Genomic DNA, 18460 nt, shown 5'->3' on the forward strand with positions numbered 1-18460 from the left:
AAATCCTGAAATTAATAATCATAGAGGTTTCGAGTCTCTCCAGCCCCACCATTTTCGGATAGTACATCTTAGACCAAATATTAAAGCCTGCTTTTTAGCAGGTTTTTTTGTGTCTGCAATTTGAGTTTGTAGTTATAACCTTTATAAATTTGCTATCACCTCATCCATACTCTGATACCTTTTCTCTATTCGCTTTGCTAATGCTTTATCAACAATACTTTGATAGCGAACATACTCTAGCGGTAATTTTGGAATAGGCTGCTGGCAGTGCTGAATGGCCCAATCTGTCATGGACTGATTACTTTGAGGGTCTATATTAAATGGTCGCTTCCCTACCAATATCTCAACCATCATGATACCAAAGGCATAGATGTCACTTTGTATCGTTGCTCTTTGTCCTTGCCAGCGCTCAGGTGCCAAATATGCTGGTGTTCCGCCAGAAAAATTTATTGCGTTTGGTCGATCATTTCTTTGGGCTAATGCAAAATCTGTCAATAGTAAGTCAGGCACTATACAATCACTATCGGCGTGACTTGTTAGATTATCACTGAGCAAAATATTACTGGGTTTAATATCATTATGAAGCCAGCTAGCGTTGTGTAGGTTGCAGACTAAATGAGCAGACTCTTTAATCAAGTCATGTTTTCGCTTGTCTGTTAATGACACATGGTGATTCAACAGCTTAGCTAAGCTGCCGCTTTCATAATAAGGCATGACCAATACCGTTAACTGCTGGCTCTGTCCTAATGTGTCGACCTCTACATTGTGATAGGCCAATAGAGGTGGCGTAATAGAGCTAGCTTGGGTTTTCTGAGAAGTAGATAACGCTTGCAACACGCTTATTTCATGAGTTAAATCTGAGACACTTTGAAGTCTAATTGAAGTGGCACGTAGCTCCCATTTAATTATCACGCTACCATACTCTACATGGCGTGCACGCGTTATACCTTGATAGCAGCTTTGCTTGCTGCGTTGTTTGGTAATTTGCGTTTTGCTCTCTTGGGTTTGCTCTGTGCTTCCCTCTCTGAGTTGTTGACTGATACGCTGATGCACTATTTGGGTATATTGTAACTCTGACAATACTTGGGTAATGACTGGCAATAGTTGTCCAGATTGCGCTTGCAAGGCTTGTGTAATAGGCAAATTACTGGCACTATTTTTCACAGTATTATCTCTCATCATATTATAGAGTAGCAATCGCGCACTATCGTTTTACCCAACCGCCACTTTACCGCCAGAGTCATTATGTCACAGTCTAACAATTACGCCCTGCCCGCCCCTTTATTAGCATTGCTTAGCCAGTATCTGCAAGAGCACGTCACACCAACCGTTGAGATTGACCCAAGCCAGCTTGCGTATCGCTGGGTCGGTGGACGTACTGGTCACCTACAGCCTTTGTCCGTCAATCTATTTTTGAGTTTGGATGATTTGCAAGGTATTGATGTGCAAAAAGCAAAGCTGGTACAAAACACCCGCCAGTTCCTAAAAGGTTATCCTGCCAATCACGTCCTGATGACAGGAACACGCGGTGCTGGCAAATCCTCGCTGATTCGCGCGTTACTGCAAGCCTATCACAGTGAAGGGTTACGCATTATTGAGATTGCGCGTGATGATCTACAGGTGCTAGACAAGATTCGTGCCGCGATTAATGCGCTGCCAGCGGACTGCGCTTGTCGCTATATCGTCTACTGTGATGATTTGGCATTTAACGGTCAAGATGAGAGTTATCGGGCGCTAAAAAGCGTGCTTGATGGCGCGCTTGATTCTGAGCAAGACAAGCTACTGGTCTATGCCACCAGTAATCGCCGTCGCTTGCTACCACAAATGATGAAGGACAATCTTGATATTTATAATGGGCAGACGGATGAAGTCAATCCTTACGAGACCATTGATGAGACCGTGTCATTATCAGATCGATTTGGCTTGTCCTTGACCTTTCATCCTATGGATCAGCAGACTTACTTACAGATTGTGCAGCATTATCTGCGCTTAGAGCAGCGGAAAATTTCAGCTCGCATTGATACTGATATTGAAATGGATGTGGACGGTGAAAATCTACCTGACAAAATCAGAATGGACGCCTTGCGCTGGGCATCTGAACGCGGTGGACGCTCAGGTCGGGTGGCTTATCAATTCAGTCGTTATTGGAGTGGCAAAACACAATTGGCTATTGAAGACCGTAAATCATAGCCGCTAAGCCATATCAGCCGCTAAGCCATATTTTTGAAACTATCTCTTTACAGTCACGCCTAATTGCTGCGTGCAGAGCCTACATACTGCACGCGACTCTCCTTTTGACTACCCGCTTGATTGTCTACCAAGTCGGTAGCCCCATTGACGCTATATTGAGCAAAATCTTCTGCCAGCCATAGATTGCCTTGGTAGACACTTTGCGCATCTAAGCGAATATAGGCCATATTTGGCGTTTCGCTATCTGGATTATCAAAGCTCTGATAACGAGCGCTAAAGTGAGTCAAAATGATGTTTTTCAGGCTCATTTTTTGCGCGAATGTGCCCACTATGTGCGCGCTACTATGCATAGGATCAAAGTCAGGGTTGCGGGCTTGAATGGCCATCATGACCTCGTGCGTATAAGTGGCCTCATGTACCAACAAATCCGTGTCCATAACTGCTTCACTCAAACACTCTGGCGTGTCATTGTCCCCTGCTATTACTACTTTTGTCCGCTGCACATCATCATGAACATAGTCTGCTGAATGTAAGTGCTGACCATCCTCAGTGATGACATTTTCACCTTGTTGCAGCTTGCCCCAAAGCGCGCTTGCTGGAACACCATCCGCTATGAGTTTACCTGTATTGAGCGTGCGACGGATGATGGTCTGCGTGATACCAAATCCATGAGATGGTACGCGATGTGATAACGGATAAACCTCTATCATCAGCTGATGTTGATTATCCAAGTCGATTTTTAATTTACCTTTATTAACTTCTTGCGACAACAGATCCTCTATCGACACAAAGTTGAGGGTAAATGGCAGATATAATTCAGTATGTAAGATAAAGGCATCAAGCAGCGCCGAGATGGCTTTTGGTGCAATGAGCGTCAATGGCTCACGGCGACCTGACATCGCGGCACTCGCCAGCAGCCCTGGCAGGCCATAACAGTGGTCGCCATGGACGTGCGTAATACAAATAGCCGTCAATTGACGTAAGGAGAGCTTGGTATGCAGTAATTGCTGCTGTGTGCCTTCGCCACAATCGATGAGTAGCCACGGGCGCGACTTTTTATTTTGACTGTTGCTATGCGGCTGGTTGCCTTTTGATGAACCAGACGCATGAGGATTCAAGCACTCGATTGCCAATGCTGTTACATTACGCTGCTTAGTTGGCACGCCTGCGGAGGTGCCCAAAAAGGTTAATTTCAGCATAGGTCATGTCTTTTATTTATTAGAGGCACGGGTTAGGACCGTTGGCATATCATGGTTTTTTGACCGTCAACCATTTGTCCACCATTGGCCGTACATTCATTGACCATATTAGATTCATAAGATTTCCAGCCACCATAAAAACTAGCGGCGCACAGAATCACAACCAGTAGTTTTTGTGACCAAGATTTGATAGATACTTGCTGGTTATCAACCAGTTGCCTATTTTGCAAGTTATGATCTAGCGACTGCTTAGCATCTGTGTCTTTCTTTGTTTTTGCATGATGCGATGTATTCAAGTCTGTCATTATTTTATCCTAAAAAAGGCTTTGCTTATGAATAAACAAAACCTTTTATCTAATATCACCTCAAGTATTGAGAGGTGTTTAAGTGTTTATACAAGTATCTTTTAAAACTGCGGTGTTCCGCCCTTTGCCTCAGCACGCTTAAAAGCGGGGCGCTCTTGACAGCGTTTGAGCCAGTTCAATAGATTGGCGTATTTAGATTGATCCATACCTGCACGCGCATTAGAGGCGGCGACTACGATATACATTTGAATATCAGCGGCACTGAACGTCTCCCCTGCAAACCAGTGACTGTCTTGGAGCTGCTGCTCCATCAGATTTAGGTTGTTGATAATATTATTGTTGATCATGCCATCTTCAACTTGTTTGCGAATACCTTTACTGATCGGCTTGATCAGCATAGGCGATCGTTCAACGACTTTACTAAATACCAGACGCATAACTAATTGTGGCATCGCCGTGGCTTCGGCAAAATGCAACCAAAAAGTATAATCTTCCCACGCCGCTTCATTATCATCAGTAGGCTTAAACTGATGTTCTTTATCATAGTGTCTAAGCAGGTATTCGATGATAAAACCGGACTCAGCCAAAGCGCGATCACCCACTTCAAGCACCGGCGTGTGTCCCAACGGATGCACTTTTTTTAAGCTCTCAGGTGCAAGATACGCCTTAGTACGCTCATAGGTTGTCAGCTCATAATCCAGCTCCAACTCTTCTAGTAGCCATAAAATGCGAAACGAGCGCGAATTGTTTAAATGATGCAGAGTTAACATAAACCGTCCTAGTGATATATTGTTTTAAATCAGCCATAATCTCTTAAATATGGCGCCACGTTTTGAATTAAATATGGCACCACTGTTCTCGATAATAGCGTAATTTTTGCCCCTTTGACACTGCAACTTTGTAGAACTGTGACGAAAGTTATGAATAAAAATACCGGCTCAAGGTAGCACAAAGTCCCAAACAACGAGACAGGTAGCTTTTGACTCGCAACCATCGTCAGTGACATCGCAGCAGTACTGATGATGCCCAGTAACGGCAACAGATACCAAAGCTTATGGTTAGTGATTGCCACCTCAAAGCCACCATTCATATATAACGCAACCAATACGACTGGTAGCAACAATACAAGATCAGAGATCAAGCCTGTGATAGACGGTACGGCCAGTTTACGACGCAGCAAGTAGTACGGCGGATAACCCAAGCATACAAACAAAGTCGCCCAAGAGATCGCACCATATTCAAAGATATCGTAAGCAATACCAAGACCTGCACATATAATCGCAGCCCACTGTAGCAAGCTCATATCTTCATTATAAAAAAAGCGACCGACCACGATCATTATCATCGGGTATAAGAAGTAGCCCAACGTCACCTCAAGCCCCAAGCCATTGACTGGTGCCCACATAAATATCCAAATTTGCGCACCCAAAATCGGAGTGGGTAATATAAATAAAAACCACTCTTTGGCGTTTTTTAGTGTTTTTAGATAATCAAAAATATGCTGCCACTGCTTTAGCACACTCACTAGCAGCACCAGACTAAAAAACATCGTGAGCACACGCCACGAAGCAACTTGCGTACCTGATAACGGTTGCAATAGCAAACCAAATAGGAACAGCAATGAGTATAAAAAATTTGCAGCCACAGCAGTGATCGTACCCTGCGAGGTTTGGTTAGTAGTCAACATCACAACAGCCTTTAGAGATTGGGGCCCATCCTTTGCAATTTTAAAAAAAACAAAAGCCTCAGACGATAACGTCTGAGGCTTTTGCATATAAGGTCGTCGCGCAATCTAAGATAAACGCTTTTAATGTATCTTGCTACATCATGGGCGGCATTATGTCAAAGTCGGAATAGATAAGCAATGCTACTGTGCATCTAGTGCATTAATTTCTACATCCAGTAAATTTAATGTATATAAGTGCTTATCTTGCATCAAGTTGTTCGAGTTTTTGCTGTATCTTATCCATCTTTTTTTGATAGCGACGGATTTTGCGAAAGCGATGCGCTTTTAGCACACCATCGATACGCTGATTGATAAAATGACGACGCGGCGGAAAGCCGCCGACCTGCGGCTCTCTATAGCCATGCAAGCGGTCATTACGCTGACGAACGAGATAGCCTATCGCACTATCGATTATCATGACCACTAGGGCAAGTGTAATCATGCCGTACATAAAGAGCGAGCCACCTTCATCAAGACTTTGACTCAGAACGGTAATGGACAACACAAATAACAGTAGCGGCTCTATGTAGCTCAGCGCCCCAAATAGCGAGACCGGCAACTTGCTACTCGCAATCATCGTCAGCGACATTGCCAGTGCACTAAATGCACCCAGCAATGGCAGTAGGTACCAAAACTTCATATTTTGTGCCGCCACACTAAAACCACCAGTGAGATAAAGCATGATCAATACCACTGGCGTCAGCAATGTCAAATCAAACAACAAGCCAGTAATGGGCGGTACAGCAAGTGTGCGGCGCAATAGATAATACGGCGGATAGCCCAAACATACAAATAGCGTCACCCAAGACACCGAACCATATTGAAAAATGTCGTAGCCAATACCGAGCGCTGCCAGTATCGCTGCCGCATACTGCAAGACACTCATATCCTCACGATAAAAAAACCGACCAAGCACAATCATCACAAGTGGCAATAAAAAATAGCCCAAGGTGACATCCAGTCCAAATCCATTCACGGGTGCCCACATAAACAACCAAATCTGGCCGCCCAAGATCGGTGCAGGCAATATAAATATCAGCCATTCTTTCAAGGTCTTAAGCGTCTTTATATAATCAAAGACATGCTGCCATTGTTTGGTCAAACTGAGCAAGATGACCAAACTTAACAACATCATCAGCACTCGCCATGAGGCTACCTGTGTCCCCGTTAAGGGCAGCATAAACAGTCCAAACAAAAACATCATCGAAAATAGAAAGCTCGACGATACTGCTGCGACAGTTCCCTGAAAAGTTTGATTGGTCGTAAGCATAACAACAGCCTTAAAAGTAAAATCCTATGTACATTATTAAGAGAAAGTGAATAAAAAATAAAAGCCTCCGACGACAACGTCAGAGGCTTTTTTCTAGGACAATGATCAGAAACTAGACTGAAAAGCTAACTACCAAGACTATTACTCGTCATCGTCTACTGCATCATTATCCAATGTATAATCGTTGGCAATATCGATAGCGTCGTTGGCATCGCTCAAAGCGGTATCGTCAGTTGCAGCATCGATATCTATCTGCTCCTGACCTTCCACCTCAAACGTCCCATCTTCTTTCATTGCATCGACTAATTCATCATCGCCCTCTTCGTGCTCAACACGCGCCATAGCGACCAACTTTTCATCTTTTGGCAGACGAATGAGCGTGACACCTTGGGTGTTACGGCCAGAGCTCGCGACATGCTCAACTGGCGTACGTACTAGCGTTCCTTTGTCAGAGATTAAAATAATATCATCGGTAGCGTCAACCTTGGTCGCTCGCACCAATGCGCCATTACGCTCACTGGTCTTAATGGCGATTACACCACCACCGCCACGGTTTTGCGTATTAAACTCTTCGATAAGGGTACGCTTACCAAAGCCGTTTTCACAAGCAATTAGGATTTCATGTACATCATCTTCGATAACGACCAATGATTTGATAAATTCATCAGTAGCCAAACGCATACCGCGGACGCCTTTCGCTGTACGGCCCATCGCGCGAGCATCATTCTCATCAAAACGAATCGCTTTACCACTTGAAGCAAATAGCATCACTTCTTGATTGCCGTTGGTAATACGAGCACTGACCAATTTATCACCCTCTTCTAGACCAACCGCGATCAAGCCGTTTGAGCGAATATTGGCAAACTGCTTCAGCTCTACGCGCTTCACTGTACCATTAGCCGTGGCAAAGAATACGAAAGGTGGCTCTGCTTGATTGCTATCTTCTACCGAATCGTCATCATTGCTATGCTCTGATACTTCACTTACTACTGATGTGTCTTCCACAATTTTTGGAATTGGCAATATCGTCGTAACGGTTTCGTCGCTATTTAAACCAATTAAATTGACCAACGGACGACCACGAGCACCGCGGCTGGCAATCGGCACTTCAAACCCACGTAAGCTAAAGACGCGGCCACTGTCAGTGAAGCACAATACCGTAGAGTGCGTTGATGTCACGACCAGATGATCAATCACATCATCTTCTTTCATCGCGGTTGCAGACTTGCCTTTACCACCACGCTTTTGCGCGACATAATCATCAATCGGCTGAGTTTTGGCATAACCAGTACGTGAGACGGTCATAACAACGGTTTGCTCAGGAATCAGGTCTTCACGGCTGAAGTCCATGCGTGAGTCGATGATGTCGGTACGACGCTCATCACCAAAGTTATCACGAATCTCAATCATCTCATTAGAGATAATGCTCATAAGCTTATCAAAATCACCCAGAATAGACTCTAAATGTGCAATTTCACGCAGTAAGTCTTGGTATTCTTCGGTCAATTTATCTTGCTCAAGACCCGTCAAACGATGCAATTGCATGTCTAAAATCGCATTGACCTGCTCAAGTGACAAGCGATAACGCTCCTCGCCTTCGATCAGACCAAACGGCGCTTTAGGATCTTCGCCATCGATAAACTCAGGACGTACTGACTGACTACCAGCAGCAGTCAACATCGCAACGACACTGCCTGAACCCCACGTATTATTTAATAGACTTTCGCGCGCCAATCCACGGTTTGCAGAGGCTTTAATCGTCGCAATAATCTCATCGATATTCGCCAGTGCCACTGTCAGACCTTCGAGCAGGTGACCACGAACGCGGGCTTTGTTCAATTCATAAATCGTACGGCGTGTCACGACTTCTTGACGATGACGGACAAATGCAGCGATAAGCTGACGCAAGGTCAATAGCTTTGGCTGACCATTATCAAGCGCGACCATATTGATACTGAAGCTAGACTCAAGCGGCGTCTGCAAGAACAAGTTATTAACGATAACTTCCGCTGTCTCACCGCGACGCAAGTCAATAGCGATACGCATACCGTCTTTATCAGACTCATCACGAATCTCGCTGATGCCCTCGATTTTTTTATCACGAACAAGCTCTGCGATACGCTCGATTAGTTTGGCTTTATTCGCCTGATAAGGGACTTCGGTAAATACGATGCGCTCACGATCGCGGTTGACGCCAGTATTGCTCATCGGCTCGATATGATAACGACCACGAATATGCAAACGGCCTTTACCCGTACGATAAGCATCTAAAATGCCCGCGCGACCATAGATAATACCGCCCGTAGGAAAGTCAGGGCCTGAGATGTGTGACATTAACTCTTCGGCTGAGACTTGTGGGTTCTCTGCATAAGCCAAGCAAGCGTTGATGACTTCCGTGAGGTTGTGCGGTGCCATATTGGTCGCCATGCCGACAGCAATACCCGTTGCACCATTGACCAATAAGTTAGGAATACGCGCTGGCATTACGCTTGGCATGCGCTCAGAGCCGTCGTAGTTGTCTTCCCAATCGACCGTATCTTTGTCCAAATCTGCCAGCATCTGATGAGTCAGCTTGGTCATACGTACTTCGGTATAACGCATGGCAGCCGGAGGATCATCATCGATCGAACCAAAGTTACCTTGACCATCCACCATTGGATAGCGCAAGCTGAAATCCTGCGCCATACGGACGATGGCATCATAGACAGCACTATCGCCATGTGGATGGTACTTACCGATCACATCACCAACCACACGAGCTGATTTTTTGTACGGTTTATTATAGTCGTTTGATAGCACGTGCATGGCATACATCACGCGGCGGTGTACAGGTTTGAACCCATCACGCACATCAGGCAGCGCACGCGAGACGATCACGCTCATCGCATAATCCAAATACGACTGCTTTAGTTCATCTACGATGCCAATAGGACTGACCGATTCGCTCATATACACTCCTTTACTCACATTTTTTTCTAACGTTGACACATCGCTTATGGCACCCACAGATCATATAAAAATACTGCCACATAAATGGGCAGTCATGATCAAAATACATACCATAAAAAAACACTGCTACACGTGCAAAACAATAGGAAAATAGTGATACGGTTTTTGTTAAAAACAATGTTTAATAAAAGAAGCTATTTTAGCACAAATTTGCTGATTTAGGGGGTTCTAACCACCATTAAAATCAAGCCAGACGGTTCATGCGCAGTGATATTTTGAATTACCCATACACTCTAAAATAATTCTAATGACAGGTTTTTTTTGATTGGCTGATTTTGCCATTTTTACAGACGAACTTACAACCTGCTGAGCAAAGAGATACTCCGTCCATCTTAGCTGAACAGAGCCTACCAATTGTTCTAACATGAGCTAATGGGTTTCATAACCATACTATTTTCATAAGTATATGATGATTTAAATTACGTCAATGAGGCTATTTTTTTAGTGACGCTGGACAAAAAAATCCTAAGCGTTACACTAACTCATCTTTTATAAAACTCGAATAACGACCTAACAGGCTACTTTTATTATGGATATCATTCTTGCGATTGTTTGGATTTTAGCAATGGTGCTATATAGCTTTTCGAGCGATTATGTTGCTAGTTTTCCTAACCATAACAATCGCGCTGTACCCTATGTCCGTTGGGGAGCACTTTTAGTCGCCATGGCTTTGTCAGCATATTTAGCAAAAGCCTATCAAGAAAACCTACAAGGCAACGGTATGTGGGTATTTGTTATCGTCGTATTTGTCATTATTGTTTTAGCCAAGATCGTCTTTAAATGGGTCATTAATAGACGTTTGAAACGCTAGGCTATACTGGATATTTTTGTTGCTCTCAACCTCTCCTCTATTGATCTGAACGCCTTATGACAACTGAACATCAAAACAACCAACTTGGCCTAAACCAAGCCACCGCACCAGAAGACACACGAGCAGATCGTAGCTTCGATACCATTGCCGATCATTTTGAAAAAAAGGTCTATGGCGGCTTAAAAGGTGAAATCCGATTGGCGGTATTACGCCGTGATATTGTTGAATATAGTACACAAATGAGTGAAGCGCTTGGACGACCGCTGCGTATCTTAGATGTGGGTGCAGGGCTTGCACAAATTGCCATAGAGCTTGCTACTCAAGGTCATAGCGTCGTCATCAACGATATCTCAGCAAATATGCTTGAGAAGGCAAAAGCAAACGCTGAACAAATCGATCAAGCGCTGGATATTACATGGTACGTCTGTCCATACCAAGCGCTTGAAGAAACGCTAGGTAAAGAAGAAAACGATAAGTTTGATTTGATCCTATCGCACGCGCTACTTGAATGGTTGGCAGAGCCTGCTTCCGTCATGGACTTCTTTGATCAATATCTAACCGATGATGGCGCGCTATCTTTGTGCTTTTATAACCCTGCAAGCTTTGATTATCGCAACCTCATCATGGGAAATTTTAATTTACTCGATAATACAGACTACAAGGCGGACAATAAGAAAAGCCTCACTCCCAATCATCCCGTTGCTAAAGAAGAAGTGGAGTCTTGGTTGAAGGCGCATGACTATCAGACGGTACGTAGCAGTGGTCTACGAGTATTTCATGACTATGCACCGCTCAAGCGTGGCGGGCATAACGATCCAGATGCAGTAATAAGGATGGAGCTGCGCTACTCACAATTAGAGCCATACAAATGGCTTGGACGGTATTTGCATATTTTGGCTAAACGGTAAACTTAGACAACCGCTCAAAAGCTGTGAAGGCTGCTAAACGTCTTCATCAACTCTCGATGATCTGTCATATTCTGACCAAGTGGTGGCATTGACCTCTTTTTCGTCAAACACGACCACATGCTCCAATAACGGCAAGATACCAATATGTGAACCAATTTCATGATTATGATGGCTAGCAACCAGTGATAATATGGTCTGTCCGTCATCTAACTGTAGACGGTACAAATAGTTGGCACCGCGGAACACTCGCCCAATCACCAAGGCTGTCTGCGTACTATCATCATCATGGATGATATCGTCAGGACGCACGAGCACTTTGATTGGTGTACCATTTGGATAATCATATTCGCAGTACTGTGGTTGTCCTGATTGATCATAGACTTCCATGCGGCGATAGATATTGCCAAGCGCCGTCTCCACACGACCTTCTTTGATGATACCGTCTATCATCGCGCCTTCGCCGACGAACTCAGCGACAAAAGGACTGACAGGCTCATGATACAGCTCGCTTGGTGTTGCCCACTGTACCAATCTGCCCTTATCCATTACCCCGACTTTATCTGCTAACGCAAACGCTTCGTTTTGGTCATGAGTGACCAAGATTGCAGTAGTATTGGTACGTTTGAGAATATCACGGACATTCATTGCCAAGGATTCACGCAATACCACGTCCAGATTAGAAAATGGCTCATCAAGTAGTAGTAATTTAGGCTTCGGTGCAAGCGCCCTTGCAAGTGCCACACGCTGCTGCTGACCACCGGACAGCTCATTTGGACGTTTATCCGCATGCTCCGTCAGTTCGACCAGGCTTAGCATCTCAGCCACACGAGCTTTTTTGTCAGCAGCTGACCATTTATTGAGGCCAAAGGCAATGTTTTTTGCCACGCTCAAATGACCAAAAAGCGCATAATCTTGAAACACCATCCCCATGCCGCGCTTGGCTGGTACCACGGCAAAAGAGTGCCGAGCTGTTTTTTCCGTTAGACGTTGATTGTTTAAATGGATAGTACCGCCGCGGCTTTGCTCCAGTCCTGCAATCGCTCGCAATGCCGTGGTCTTGCCGCAGCCACTATAGCCCAAGAAGCAACCAATCTCTCCTTGCTCGAGCATCAACGACATGCCATTAACTACAATAGTATCGTCATAGCCGACAATTAGGTTTTGTACACTAAAATATGGATTGGTCGCGATAGTGCTCTCAGTATCTTGGCGCGCAGTATCGGCTTGTTCTACAGGCTTGCTGGATTGAGACTGGGTTGTCCGAGTTTGCAAGACTGGTGATTTTTTGACAGGAGTACTACGTGCTCCATTCTTTACGGACTGAGCGCCTGATGAGTCGTTCATTGAATCAGTGTACATAGACAATCCCAGTTCGCTATTAGTAAATACAATGTTGGATAAAGCAGTAAAAATGATAATATAAGTTAGGTCAAGCACCATTAAACATGGCACATTTATAAGCAGCAATGGCGGTTAGCCTTGTTTGTCACTTTGACGCAATAGTATCCAAACAGGAAGTAAGCCAACCAGTACAATCAGTAGGCTCGGTAATGCTGCCCGCCCCCACATACCTTCGCTGGTCATTTCAAACACGCGTACCGCCAGCGTATCCCAGCCCTGCCTGCGTGTCATCAATGTGATCGGCATCTCCTTCATCACTTCGACAAACCCCATTAACAATGCCGTTAGTACCCCAGGACTAAGCACTGGTAGCATCACATGACGCCAACGCTGGTACGCACTGTCACTAAGCAGTTTCGCTGCGGCCTCTTGATTGACGGTCAATCGTTGCAACTGCCGTTCCACTGGCTGAAAACTCACCGTCATAAAACGCGTCGACAATGCCAATAGCATAACGATCACACTGCCTGAGAGCACCTGCTGCGAGGTGATACCAAAAGCAATCATTTGATTGTCTAGCCACGCAATAGGAATAAAAATACCCACTGCCAATACCGTACCTGGCACGACGTAGCCTAAATTAGCGAGCGTGGTCATCAGTTTAGTCGATTTATCAGGATATTGCCGCTTGATCCACGCAATAATCACTGCCAAAAAGGCAATAAAAAGCGTGGTCATACTAGCAATCATAAGGCTGTTGGTCACAAAATCAATATAGCGCGCATCAAAATCTTGGCGGAAATTCAATGCAGTCCAATAAATCAGCTGCAAAAACGGCACTAGAAAAGCCAGCAAAAATACAAACGTACACAGCAAGCTCATCCCTATTTTGGCAGGAGTACTGGCGTCGAAACGCTGGTTGCTACCTTGCGTAATCGAACTACCGCGCTTGGCCTGCCAATACTGCTCAAACAGTACTACAATAAAAATCACACCAATGAGCAACGCTGCTAACTGAGCCGCTGTGGTCAAACTAAAAAAGCCAAACCAGGCTTTGTAAATAGCGGTGGTAAACGTATCGACATTGAATACCGAGACCGCGCCAAAATCTGCCAATGTCTCCATACTTGCCAGCAATAAGCCACCGATAATCCACGGCAGCGCTTGCGGTAATGCCAACCGAAAAAACACACGGCTACGGCTCAAACCTAGCATCTGCCCTGCTTCAATCGCCCGCCGACCTTGTGACAAAAACGCCTGACGCGCCAGCAAATACACATAAGGATAAAATGCCAGCGACAACACTAAACCTGCACCCCAGACATTGCGTATTGAGGGAATCGCTGTCGTGATACCAAAATCGCGCAGTCCTGTCTGTAACGGCCCACTAAAATCCACAATACCAATGGTGACAAATGCCAATACGTAAGCCGGTATGGCAAGCGGCAACATGAGCGCCCACGAAAAAAACCGCTGACCAGGGAAGCGGTACATGCTGGTTACCCAAGCGAGAACCGTACCGATAGTACCCGATATAACAGCCACCATGAACAGTAAAATCGCCGTATTTTTGAGCACTTGCGGCAGTACGTATTCTGCCATATGTGTCCAAATATCGGCGACTGGTTGCGTCCACGACAACAACACGATCAAAATCGGCACCAGCATAAACAACGAAATCAGCCCTAAGACTGATTTCGAGATAATACGTTTACGAAGGGCATAGTCTTGACTGACCGTCTGATTGTCATCAGCTCTGCTACTGATTGGATCTTGCTCGCTAACAGACGCATCTGGCGTTGTGATCATAGTATCATTACCGTGTCATACTCACTCATCGAGACTTTTTAAGCGCCTACCAAACTCAAAACGGTCATTGTTTCATGACTAAACATTTCATCATCAGATTTTAGCAAATTATCTTTTAAAACGATGATGTTGAGCTTGGTATCTTGCTTGATGATAGTCTTTTATTTATAACCCGCTTTGTCCATCATTTGAATGGCTTGAGTTTGTAGCTCACCAAATTTCTGTACGTTGATATCGTCTTTTTTGAACTCGCCCCAAGATCTGAGCATTTCTGACTCATCCACCCCTTCTTTGACTGGGAATTCTTTGTCTGAGCTGGCGTACAAACCTTGCGCCTCATCAGATGACAACCACTCAATCAGTTTAAGCGTACCGTCTGGATTGTCTGACCCTGTAACCACGCCCGCGCCTGAAACGTTTACATGTGTACCAGTGGTGCCTTGGTTTGCCCAGAATATTTTCACAGGGAAGTTTGGTTTTTCGTCTAATAGGCGGCCATAGTAATAACTGTTGGCGATACCAACTTCACACTGACCAGCAGCAATCGCCTCTAGCATGGCGGTATCATCACTGAACACGTCAGTGGCAAGATTATCAACCCAACCACGGATGACAGCTTCTGTTTTTTCTTCACCCATATGCTCTATCATGCTGGCCACAAGTGACTGGTTATAGACCTTTTTAGAAGTACGCAAGCATAGTTTGCCTTTCCACTTTGGATCCGCCAAATCTGCATAAGTCGATAATTGATCGGCGCTGACTTTGCTTGGGTCATAAAAAATCGTACGCGCGCGCAGTGATAGACCTGTCCATTGACCTTTTGGATCGCGATACTTTGCAGGGACATTGGCCTCTAGCACAGACGACGCTACTGGTTGTAGTAAACCCTGCTGAGCCGCTTGCCATAAGTTACCCGCATCCACCGTCAGTAGCATGTCAGCTGGAGTGTTTTGACCTTCGGCTTGCAAGCGCGCCATCAGTGGGCCAGTTTTGTCTGTGACAAGTTCAATCTTGACACCAGTCTGTTCAGTATAGCGGTCTAGCAATGGTTTAATCAGCTGCTCATTACGTGAAGAATAAATAGTAATTGTTTGACCATCTGCACTGGTCGCACCGTCATCATTAGCTGCTTGCTGTTCAGTTTCAGTACCAGCCTCTGTTGTCTCTGTCTCCACGCTGTCTTCGGTTGTAGAAGAATTGCTACAGCCAACCATTCCCAACATCAGGCCAAATATGGCAGCAGACAATACAGGCTTGGTGGTGACTAGATTAGTGCGGATGGTGTTCAGTGGCATGGTTTTCCCCATAGTAATGCGATAAAAAAGAGACGACAAATAGTGAGATAAAATGGTCAAAGCCCCTATTGTTGGGATTTGTTGGACCATAATTATGGAAACAACATACTAATAGAAATGAGATTAACTATCAATACATTTATCTAACCCAAGATGCTGAAATTATTTGGCTTATTAGTCATTTTCTAAAGCTAAGTTGTACCCAAAACAGCTCTTGTGTTTTTGTACTCCCGCACTCTTGGAAATGGCAAATATATTAACGAACACCAAACCAATTTAGAGCAGCCATTGCCCTAACATAACATTGACCGCCGCTTCTGTACGCAATATACGCGGCCCTATATGTAATGGCGTGCACCCGTGTGCGGCGAGTAGCGCTATCTCATAATCGATCCAACCGCCTTCAGCACCGATGCAGACCAAACTGGGCAATTCTAATGTTGTATCTAATTGTCGAAATTCAGAAAATGACTGCTCAGCATAAGGGTGTGCAACGATCGCTCGATTACTCACCAAACTGGTAAGCGTATCCTCGACAAATGGCTTAAAACGTTTTTGTAGCGTAATACGAGGTGCAATCGTATCAACCCCTTGTTGCAGCCCTTCTAATACAAATTCATCAAGACGCTCAAGCAGCGGACTTTGCCAATAGCTTTTTTGCGTGCGATAGCTGTTAACAAGCACAATATCGCGTACGCCAAGCGCCGTCATATCCATGATCAAACGCCGCAATACTTTGGGACGAGGTAAGGCTAAAACGACGGTTAGATCCAGTTTGGCTGGCGGGGTAATACCGAGCTGAACATCGTATAAATGAATACTATCAGCAGCAATATCCTCAATGACAGCCGTACCAAGATTGCCACCTAGCTGCCCAATTTTGAGCGTGTCACCAACTTTTGCGCCCAGTATGTTATTGACATGGTCGACTTGCACCACGTCATTGATCTTTGCCGTGTTTGCAGAGAAATTTTCAACGGGCAGTAATATACAATTCATAATATCTCTTGCCCTAAATTTTGAGGAAAATATTGCTCAATAACGTCCTCAATCATCGCAAGCTGACGAGTCAACACTGCTTGCTGCTGTACGGTTATTGTCTCACCCGCCTGTCCTGCGTGCGTCGCTAATGGTAAATCACTTAACCACACCTCTAGCTGCTGACAAATAAGTGCGATGTCATCAGTGCTATCAGTACCGTACTGATAATTTACTGTACTTTTAGCGCATTCATTTGAGCTATTTATCGTCATTGGACGATAAAACTGATTGTTTGGTTGATATAAAGCGCCCACCTCGGCCAGTTTATCGACCACACTTTGGCACGATTGGGTGTAACGACCCATGATAATAGGCGTTGCCACGCTCGCAGGTTCAACGGGATTGTGTCCGCCTATGTCTACTAGCGACCCTCCAACCAATGCAACATTTGCCAGTGTATACCAAGTCATCATCTCACCCATGCTGTCCGCCAGATAGACTTGCGTGTCTGCATTGATGGCCTCATCAAGACTGCGCCGTGCCATTGTTAGACCAGTCTTTTCGATCAATGCTGCGACTTCATCAAAACGCTCAGGATGTCTGGGCACGATGATCAGCAACGTATTGGCGAGTGATAACTGCGATAATATCTGCTGATGTAACGATAGCGCCGTCTCTTCTTCGCCGTTATGAGTGCTTGCTGCCACCCAAACTGGTCGGCCTGCTATCGCTAACGCCTTTGCCAGCGCATTTTTTTTAGAGGGTATCTGCACACTTGCATCTTTTGCATCAACAGCTAAATTATCGGAATCGATAGCTTCCACATCAATTTTAGGCGTATTGATGACCCACTTTAGCGACCCTGCTACGCGGATCTGTGCGCTATCCGCCCCTAATTGACGAAAGCGTTTGGCAGAATCGCTGTCTTGCGCAATGATGAGCGCAAGGTTTTTCATCATGCTGGTACTCACCGCACCGATTTTTTGATAACTTTTAAAAGAAGACGCCGAGAGACGACCATTGACTAAGATACTTGGTATCTGATGCTCAGCAAGCTTGGTCAAGATATTCGCCCATAGTTCAGTTTCGACAAACAGCGCGGCGATAGGCTGTACGTGCGTCAAAAATGTCTCGATCACGTCAGGAGTATCAACGGGGACATAACTGTGGCTCATGCGGTTTTGAGCGATTGCATCTGCAAACCTACTGGCACCGCGAGCAAAACCTGTCTGCGTGGTGTTGGTCAACCATATCTGATAGCCACTAGCCAGTAATGCGTCTAATAAAGGTGCAACCGTATTGGTCTCACCCAACGATACCGCATGACACCAAATCACACCTTTATTACTGTGACCAGTAATCGCTGGACGCGGTGGATATTGCTTGCCAAAACGCTGAGCAACTTCTTGCTGATAATTGTCACGTTTGTGAGAGCGCCGCCATACTTGCAGACGGTATAGCGGCTTTAACACACCGATCAGAAATTGATAATAAAATGGCGTCTGATACACTGCTCGGTCAGTTAGTGGCTTATTGTCTAGTAGCATGGTATCAGTGGAGTTGGACGAGGCGTCAGATGGAGTATGAGATGATGGCATGGAGTAGCCCAGATTAGT

General features: G+C 45.1%; 15 protein-coding genes. 3 read left to right on the forward strand and 12 right to left on the reverse strand.

The annotated features are described in order from the left end of the window. Positions 1–141: 141 nt before the first annotated feature. On the reverse strand, positions 142–1164 hold the full coding sequence (locus BTW00_RS03710) for a serine/threonine-protein kinase (RefSeq protein WP_256713991.1): 1023 nt from the start codon (positions 1162–1164) through the stop codon (positions 142–144). 81 nt (positions 1165–1245) lie between these two features. Between BTW00_RS03710 and BTW00_RS03715 the strand changes: the two genes are divergently transcribed. Continuing rightward, the gene (locus tag BTW00_RS03715) at positions 1246–2190 is read left to right on the forward strand and encodes an ATP-binding protein (protein WP_075106293.1); all 945 of its coding nucleotides are present in this window, start codon (positions 1246–1248) and stop codon (positions 2188–2190) included. 59 nt (positions 2191–2249) lie between these two features. On the opposite strand, the gene BTW00_RS03720 is transcribed toward BTW00_RS03715, so the two are convergent. The 6 genes from BTW00_RS03720 to gyrA form a co-directional block, all read right to left on the reverse strand. Next, entirely contained in the window at positions 2250–3389 is a 1140-nt protein-coding gene (locus BTW00_RS03720; protein ID WP_075106294.1) for a ribonuclease Z, read from the reverse strand. Between the two features lie 32 nt (positions 3390–3421). Beyond that, complete coding sequence (locus BTW00_RS03725) at positions 3422–3694, reverse strand: hypothetical protein (protein WP_075106295.1); 273 nt, start codon at positions 3692–3694, stop codon at positions 3422–3424. Between the two features lie 101 nt (positions 3695–3795). Continuing rightward, positions 3796–4464, reverse strand: coding sequence for a glutathione S-transferase (locus BTW00_RS03730; protein WP_075106296.1), 669 nt, complete (start codon positions 4462–4464; stop codon positions 3796–3798). A gap of 29 nt (positions 4465–4493) precedes the next feature. Next, positions 4494–5381 carry an EamA family transporter RarD gene (gene rarD / locus BTW00_RS03735; RefSeq protein WP_256713992.1) on the reverse strand — a complete coding sequence of 296 codons (888 nt, stop codon included), beginning with the start codon at positions 5379–5381 and terminating at the stop codon, positions 4494–4496. A 238-nt stretch (positions 5382–5619) separates the two neighbouring features. Then, on the reverse strand, positions 5620–6690 hold the full coding sequence (gene rarD, locus BTW00_RS03740) for an EamA family transporter RarD (protein WP_075106297.1): 1071 nt from the start codon (positions 6688–6690) through the stop codon (positions 5620–5622). A 141-nt stretch (positions 6691–6831) separates the two neighbouring features. Next, positions 6832–9639 carry a DNA gyrase subunit A gene (gene gyrA, locus BTW00_RS03745; protein WP_075106298.1) on the reverse strand — a complete coding sequence of 936 codons (2808 nt, stop codon included), beginning with the start codon at positions 9637–9639 and terminating at the stop codon, positions 6832–6834. Between the two features lie 589 nt (positions 9640–10228). Here gyrA and BTW00_RS03750 point away from each other — a divergent pair. After that, a complete protein-coding gene (locus BTW00_RS03750) occupies positions 10229–10510 on the forward strand; it encodes a hypothetical protein (RefSeq protein WP_058025545.1) in 282 nt (93 codons plus the stop codon). A 56-nt stretch (positions 10511–10566) separates the two neighbouring features. Continuing rightward, complete coding sequence (locus BTW00_RS03755; RefSeq protein ID WP_075106299.1) at positions 10567–11418, forward strand: methyltransferase domain-containing protein; 852 nt, start codon at positions 10567–10569, stop codon at positions 11416–11418. A 33-nt stretch (positions 11419–11451) separates the two neighbouring features. On the opposite strand, the gene BTW00_RS03760 is transcribed toward BTW00_RS03755, so the two are convergent. The 5 genes from BTW00_RS03760 to BTW00_RS03780 all read right to left on the reverse strand — a co-directional run bounded on the left by BTW00_RS03760 (position 11452) and on the right by BTW00_RS03780 (position 18442). Continuing rightward, a complete protein-coding gene (locus BTW00_RS03760) occupies positions 11452–12537 on the reverse strand; it encodes an ABC transporter ATP-binding protein (RefSeq protein WP_256714001.1) in 1086 nt (361 codons plus the stop codon). A 354-nt stretch (positions 12538–12891) separates the two neighbouring features. Then, complete coding sequence (locus BTW00_RS03765; RefSeq protein ID WP_075106300.1) at positions 12892–14568, reverse strand: iron ABC transporter permease; 1677 nt, start codon at positions 14566–14568, stop codon at positions 12892–12894. 161 nt (positions 14569–14729) lie between these two features. Continuing rightward, positions 14730–15863: an extracellular solute-binding protein gene (locus BTW00_RS03770; RefSeq protein ID WP_075106301.1), complete on the reverse strand. Its 1134-nt coding sequence runs from the start codon at positions 15861–15863 to the stop codon at positions 14730–14732. A gap of 276 nt (positions 15864–16139) precedes the next feature. After that, positions 16140–16862: a 16S rRNA (uracil(1498)-N(3))-methyltransferase gene (locus BTW00_RS03775; protein WP_075106302.1), complete on the reverse strand. Its 723-nt coding sequence runs from the start codon at positions 16860–16862 to the stop codon at positions 16140–16142. Continuing rightward, entirely contained in the window at positions 16859–18442 is a 1584-nt protein-coding gene (locus BTW00_RS03780) for a 3-deoxy-D-manno-octulosonic acid transferase (RefSeq protein WP_075106303.1), read from the reverse strand. Before BTW00_RS03780 ends, BTW00_RS03775 begins: the two co-directional genes overlap by 4 nt. Between the last annotated feature and the right edge of the window lie 18 nt (positions 18443–18460).

Origin of the sequence: Psychrobacter sp. C 20.9 (assembly GCF_001921765.1) — a bacterium.
GTDB lineage: Bacteria > Pseudomonadota > Gammaproteobacteria > Pseudomonadales > Moraxellaceae > Psychrobacter > Psychrobacter piscatorii_B.

Excerpts from the sequence above, each read along its gene's own strand:
- BTW00_RS03770 (WP_075106301.1), bottom strand. The coding sequence starts at position 15,863 with ATGCCACTGAACACCATCCGCACTAATCTAGTCACCACCAAGCCTGTA.
- gyrA (WP_075106298.1), bottom strand. The coding sequence starts at position 9,639 with ATGAGCGAATCGGTCAGTCCTATTGGCATCGTAGATGAACTAAAGCAG.
- BTW00_RS03755 (WP_075106299.1), top strand. The coding sequence starts at position 10,567 with ATGACAACTGAACATCAAAACAACCAACTTGGCCTAAACCAAGCCACC.
- BTW00_RS03760 (WP_256714001.1), bottom strand. The coding sequence starts at position 12,537 with ATGTCGTTGATGCTCGAGCAAGGAGAGATTGGTTGCTTCTTGGGCTAT.
- BTW00_RS03780 (WP_075106303.1), bottom strand. The coding sequence starts at position 18,442 with ATGCCATCATCTCATACTCCATCTGACGCCTCGTCCAACTCCACTGAT.
- BTW00_RS03750 (WP_058025545.1), top strand. The coding sequence starts at position 10,229 with ATGGATATCATTCTTGCGATTGTTTGGATTTTAGCAATGGTGCTATAT.
- BTW00_RS03775 (WP_075106302.1), bottom strand. The coding sequence starts at position 16,862 with ATGAATTGTATATTACTGCCCGTTGAAAATTTCTCTGCAAACACGGCA.
- BTW00_RS03715 (WP_075106293.1), top strand. The coding sequence starts at position 1,246 with ATGTCACAGTCTAACAATTACGCCCTGCCCGCCCCTTTATTAGCATTG.
- BTW00_RS03725 (WP_075106295.1), bottom strand. The coding sequence starts at position 3,694 with ATGACAGACTTGAATACATCGCATCATGCAAAAACAAAGAAAGACACA.
- BTW00_RS03730 (WP_075106296.1), bottom strand. The coding sequence starts at position 4,464 with ATGTTAACTCTGCATCATTTAAACAATTCGCGCTCGTTTCGCATTTTA.
- BTW00_RS03720 (WP_075106294.1), bottom strand. The coding sequence starts at position 3,389 with ATGCTGAAATTAACCTTTTTGGGCACCTCCGCAGGCGTGCCAACTAAG.
- rarD (WP_075106297.1), bottom strand. The coding sequence starts at position 6,690 with ATGCTTACGACCAATCAAACTTTTCAGGGAACTGTCGCAGCAGTATCG.
- BTW00_RS03765 (WP_075106300.1), bottom strand. The coding sequence starts at position 14,568 with ATGATCACAACGCCAGATGCGTCTGTTAGCGAGCAAGATCCAATCAGT.
- rarD (WP_256713992.1), bottom strand. The coding sequence starts at position 5,381 with ATGTTGACTACTAACCAAACCTCGCAGGGTACGATCACTGCTGTGGCT.